The sequence below is a fragment of the Pseudomonas sp. SDO55104_S430 genome, from assembly GCF_054070595.1.
In genome coordinates this window covers 1-4,866 of record NZ_JBSVXG010000323.1, presented here as the reverse complement: position 1 = coordinate 4,866, position 4,866 = coordinate 1, and the positions used below count along the sequence as shown (strand labels likewise).

The 4,866-nt window shown below is 59.0% G+C and carries 5 protein-coding genes; 4 read left to right on the top strand and 1 reads right to left on the bottom strand.

Annotated elements, in window-relative coordinates; all coding sequences use genetic code 11:
• Positions 1 to 78 precede the first annotated feature (78 nt).
• A complete protein-coding gene (locus ACW9JE_RS28590) occupies positions 79 to 288 on the bottom strand; it encodes a cold shock domain-containing protein (RefSeq protein WP_007940478.1) in 210 nt (69 codons plus the stop codon).
• A 232-nt stretch (positions 289 to 520) separates the two neighbouring features.
• Here ACW9JE_RS28590 and plsB point away from each other — a divergent pair, with 232 nt between their 5' ends.
• The 4 genes from plsB to ACW9JE_RS28570 all read left to right on the top strand — a co-directional run bounded on the left by plsB (position 521) and on the right by ACW9JE_RS28570 (position 4,800).
• Positions 521 to 3,013, top strand: coding sequence for a glycerol-3-phosphate 1-O-acyltransferase PlsB (gene plsB, locus ACW9JE_RS28585; RefSeq protein WP_457434663.1), 2,493 nt, complete (start codon positions 521 to 523; stop codon positions 3,011 to 3,013).
• Positions 3,014 to 3,183: 170 nt separating this feature from the next.
• Complete coding sequence (locus ACW9JE_RS28580; RefSeq protein WP_457434662.1) at positions 3,184 to 3,528, top strand: YbaY family lipoprotein; 345 nt, start codon at positions 3,184 to 3,186, stop codon at positions 3,526 to 3,528.
• A gap of 127 nt (positions 3,529 to 3,655) precedes the next feature.
• Positions 3,656 to 4,054, top strand: coding sequence for a YbaY family lipoprotein (locus ACW9JE_RS28575; protein WP_224541089.1), 399 nt, complete (start codon positions 3,656 to 3,658; stop codon positions 4,052 to 4,054).
• 56 nt (positions 4,055 to 4,110) lie between these two features.
• Positions 4,111 to 4,800, top strand: a complete 690-nt coding sequence (locus ACW9JE_RS28570) for a DUF4197 domain-containing protein (RefSeq protein WP_224541091.1) — start codon at positions 4,111 to 4,113, stop codon at positions 4,798 to 4,800.
• The last annotated feature ends 66 nt before the right edge of the window (positions 4,801 to 4,866 follow it).

Here is a 4,866-nt window from a genome sequence, read left to right as displayed (position 1 = left end):
ACATCAACTTTGACTGATACACCGCATTCGCGAGCAAGCCCGCTCCCACAGTGGTTTTGTGTGAGGTGAAGAGCTGTTTTACAGACCTACCACATCCTCAGCCTGCAACCCCTTCTGCCCTTCCACCACCGCGTATTCAACCTGCTGACCTTCAGTCAGCGAACGGTGACCTTCGCCGCGGATCGCGCGATAGTGCACGAACACGTCCACTCCGTCCTGACGCTGAATGAAGCCGTAGCCCTTGGCGTCGTTGAACCACTTCACGTTTCCGGTTTCACGTGTTGCCATCTGTTCATACTCCTTTTTTATTATTGATCGGGCTTTTCGCAGGAAAGCCTCGGGAACATCAGCCGCACATGCTGGCCCAATGCAGGCAGGCGACAGAGCGCCGAGTATATGACACGCGCAAAAACTCTCAACTAGAGTTTACTTCGCCGCTTTTTGCCGATTTTCAGCGAATACGGCAAACTATCGGGCTCCCGAGCAAACGCTCGGTTTTTTTCACTCAAGCAGATGCCGTATGACCCGTTCCCCGTTCCGCCGTCTTGTGTTTGGTACCCTGCGTCGACTGCTGTACCTCTGGGTTCGCTCGGAGACGATCAACCAGTCGTCGTTCACCCTCAACCTCGACCGCAGTCGTCCGGTGTTCTACGTCCTGCAAAACCCTTCGCTGACCGACCTCGCCGTGGTCGACACCGAATGCAGCAAGGCCGGCCTGCCGCGCCCGGTGCTGCCGGTATCGGTGGGGAACCTGCTGGAACCGGCAGCCTTCTTCTACCTGACCCCGGACCCGGACTGGCTCGGCCGCCAGGACAAACGCGGCGCGCCGCCAACGCTGACTCGCCTGGTCAGCGCCCTGAGCCAAAACGCCGCCGAAGACGCGCAGATCATTCCGGTCAGCGTGTTCTGGGGCCAGTCGCCGGACAGCGAATCGAGCCCGTGGAAATTGCTCTTCGCCGACAGCTGGGCAGTCACCGGCCGTCTGCGTCGCCTGCTGAGCATCATCGTGCTGGGGCGCAAGACCCGCGTGCAGTTCTCCGCGCCGATCCATTTGCGCGAGCTGATCAATCACGACAAGGGCCACGAGCGCACCGTGCGCATGGCCCAGCGCATCCTGCGGGTGCATTTCCGCAACCTGAAAACCGCCGTGATCGGCCCGGACATTTCCCACCGTCGCAATCTGGTCAAAGGCCTGGTCAACCAACCGATGGTGAAGCAGGCGATCCTCGATGAAGCCGAGCGCGAAAACATCTCCCCGGAAAAAGCCAAGGCCCATTCCCTGCGCTACGGCAACGAGATTGCTTCGGACTACACCTACACCGCGATCCGCTTCCTCGAAGTGGTGCTGAGCTGGTTCTGGAACAAGATCTACGACGGCATCAAGCTCAACAACATCGAAGGCGTACAGAAAATCGCCCCAGGGCACGAAGTGATCTACGTGCCGTGCCACCGCAGCCACATCGACTATCTGCTGCTGTCCTATCTGCTGTTCCGCAACGGCCTGACCCCGCCGCACATCGCCGCCGGGATCAACCTGAACATGCCGGTTATCGGCGGCCTGCTGCGCCGTGGCGGCGCGTTCTTCATGCGCCGCACCTTCAAGGGCAACCCGCTCTACACCTCGGTGTTCAACGAATACCTGCACACCCTGTTCACCAAGGGCTTCCCGGTGGAGTACTTCGTCGAAGGCGGCCGCTCGCGCACCGGGCGCATGCTGCAACCGAAGACCGGGATGCTGGCGATCACCCTGCGCAGCTTTTTGCGCTCCTCGCGGATGCCGATCGTGTTCGTGCCGGTGTACATCGGCTACGAACGCGTACTGGAGGGCCGCACTTACCTGGGCGAACTGCGCGGGGCGAGCAAGAAGAAAGAATCGATCTTCGATATTTTCAAGGTCATCGGCGCCCTCAAACAGCGCTTTGGCCAGGTGGCGGTGAACTTCGGCGAGCCGATCAAGCTGGCGGAGTTCCTCGACAGCGAACAGCCGGACTGGCGTAAACAGGAACTCGGCCCGCAGTTCAAGCCGGCCTGGCTCAACGAAACTACCAACCGTCTTGGTGAGAAAGTCGCGCAGCATCTGAACGAAGCGGCGGCAATCAACCCGGTCAACCTGGTGGCGCTGGCACTGCTGTCCACCAGCCGCCTCGCTCTTGACGATCGCGCCATGGCCCGGGTGCTGGATCTGTACCTGGCACTGCTGCGCAAGGTGCCTTACTCGCCGCACACCACCCTGCCGGAAGGTGATGGCCGGGCGCTGATCGAGCATGTGAAGGACATGGATCTGCTCTCGGAACAGAGCGACGCCCTGGGCAAGATTCTGTATCTGGACGAGCAAAACGCCGTCCTGATGACCTACTACCGCAACAACGTGTTGCACATCTTCGCCCTGCCCGCGCTGCTGGCGAGCTTCTTCCAGAGTGCCTCGCGCATGAGCCGCGAACAGATCCTGCGCTACACCCGCGCGCTGTATCCGTACCTGCAATCGGAGCTGTTCATTCGCTGGTCGCTGGATGAGGTGGATGGCGTGATCGACCAATGGCTGGAAGCGTTCGTCGAGCAAGGCCTGCTGCGTTTCGAGAACGAGGTCTACCTGCGCCCGGCGCCAAGTTCGCGGCATTTCGTGCTGCTGACCCTGTTGTCCAAGAGCATCGCCCAGACCCTGCAGCGCTTCTACATGACCGTTTCCCTGCTGCTCAACAGCGGCCAGAACAGCATCAGCGCCGAAGAGCTGGAAGACCTGTGTACGGTCATGGCCCAGCGCCTGTCGATCCTGCACGGCCTGAACGCGCCGGAGTTCTTCGACAAGAGCCTGTTCCGTCATTTCATCCAGACGATGCTCGACCTTGAGGTACTCAAGCGCGACGAGGCCGGCAAGCTGGGTTATCACGAACTGCTGGGCGAACTGGCAGAAGGCGCGGCCAAGCGGGTGTTGCCGGCGGAGATTCGTCTGTCGATCCGCCAGGTGGCATTGCATCGCAGTGAAGATGCAGCGGAACTGATAACTCCGATCTAATGCGCTTGAATATTCGGGATTGATTCACTGACTGAAGCAAGGATGCTTCTGACTCAAGCTATTCCCACTTCCGTCCAGGTAGAAGGAATACACCTACATTTAAGCAGCAGGCATTGACCTTATTCTCGTCGCTCGTCATTCCCGACGATCAATTAAATAAGGATATTTTCATGTCTAGCGAAACCACATACACCATCGATGGCAAAGTGCATTACCTGGAAAGGATTGCGCTGCTGCCCAATTCGACCCTTACTGTCCGCCTGCAGGATGTCAGCCTCGCAGATGCGCCTGCCAAGGACCTTGCCGTTCAGGTCACGCCCAATGCAAACAGCGCCGGCCTGAACTTCAGCCTGACTTATCTACAAGCCGATATCGTCAGCGGGCATACCTATACCATCAGCGCAAGCATCACCCAGGAAGACCGATTGATCTTCACTACCACTCAACATCACGCCGTTGAGCTGGGTGCAAATTATCTGAAAGGGCAAGAAGTACTGGTTAACTTCGTCGGATAAACACCACGTACCCGACAAGCGAGTTTCGGTACCCGCCGTTTTATATCGACTGGGATATTACGGTGAAATTCGCTAAGTTAACGTTGGCATCAAGTTCCCCTTGGTGCCAACGTCAAAGGTACGCCACATGAAAAAACTCTCTCTGCTTGGACTCGCCCTTTTGCTCGGCGCCTGCCAACACCCCACACCGGCGCCCAAGGCGTCCCTCGATGGCGAAGTCTTCTACCTGCAACGCATCGCCCTGCCGCCCACCGCGATCCTCAGCGTCAGCCTGCAGGACATTTCGCTCGCCGATGCCCCGGCCAAAGTCATCGACGAACAGCGTGGCCCGGTCAAAGGCCAGGTGCCGTTGCCGTTCCACCTGAGCTACGACCCGGCGAAGGTCGAAGCCAATCACCGCTATTCGATCAACGCTCGCATCGAAGTCGATGGCAAACTGCTGTTCATCACCACCGAGAACCACGCCGTGCGCCTGGACGGCAGCGATCCACAACCGGTGAAGGTCCGCGTTGACGCTGCCCGCTAAGCCCCTAATGAAATAAGTCTCTTTTGAAACAAGTCTCTTTGAAAAAGGAAGTTGCCATGTTCCGCCCTACCCTCCGCTTTGCCGGCCTGTGCGCAGGTTTGATGATCAGCGTCAGCGCCATGGCGCTGTCGCTCAGCGATCTGTCACAGAAAGATGCCACCGGCGGGCTCAAGGACGCCCTGACCCAGGGCGCGCAACTGGCCGTGAAACAACTGGGCACCCCAGGTGGCTTCAGCAACAACCCGGACGTGAAGATCGAACTGCCGGGCAAGCTGGGCAAGGTCGCCAGCAAAATGAAGCAGTTCGGCATGGGTGATCAGGTCGATCAACTGGAAGCCAGCATGAACAAGGCTGCGGAAACTGCCGTGGTCCAGGCCCAGCCGATCCTCGTCGATGCCGTGAAGAAAATGACCGTCGAAGACGCCAAGGGCATCCTCAGCGGCGGCAACGACTCGGCCACCCAGTACCTGAACAAGACCAGCCGCGAACAGATCCGCGCCAAGTTCCTGCCGATCGTCAAGCAAGCCACCGACCAGGTCGGCCTGGCCAAACAATACAACTCCTTCGCCGGCCAGGCCGCGACCATGGGCGTGATCGACGCCAAGAGCGCCAACGTCGAAAACTACGTCACCGAACAAGCCCTCAACGGCCTGTTCGAAATGATCGGCAAACAGGAAGAAACCATCCGCAAAGACCCTGCCGCCGCCGCGACCAGCCTGGCGAAGAAAGTGTTCGGCGCGCTTTAACCTTCACCGCAAAACCTTGTGGGAGCGGGCTTGCTCGCGAAAGCGGTGTGTCAGTCTCTGATGATG

What these genes read in the sequence shown, in the direction of transcription:
- ACW9JE_RS28570 (WP_224541091.1), top strand. Translation starts at nt 4,111, where the DNA reads ATGTTCCGCCCTACCCTCCGCTTTGCCGGCCTGTGCGCAGGTTTGATG.
- ACW9JE_RS28580 (WP_457434662.1), top strand. Translation starts at nt 3,184, where the DNA reads ATGTCTAGCGAAACCACATACACCATCGATGGCAAAGTGCATTACCTG.
- ACW9JE_RS28575 (WP_224541089.1), top strand. Translation starts at nt 3,656, where the DNA reads ATGAAAAAACTCTCTCTGCTTGGACTCGCCCTTTTGCTCGGCGCCTGC.
- plsB (WP_457434663.1), top strand. Translation starts at nt 521, where the DNA reads ATGACCCGTTCCCCGTTCCGCCGTCTTGTGTTTGGTACCCTGCGTCGA.
- ACW9JE_RS28590 (WP_007940478.1), bottom strand. Translation starts at nt 288, where the DNA reads ATGGCAACACGTGAAACCGGAAACGTGAAGTGGTTCAACGACGCCAAG.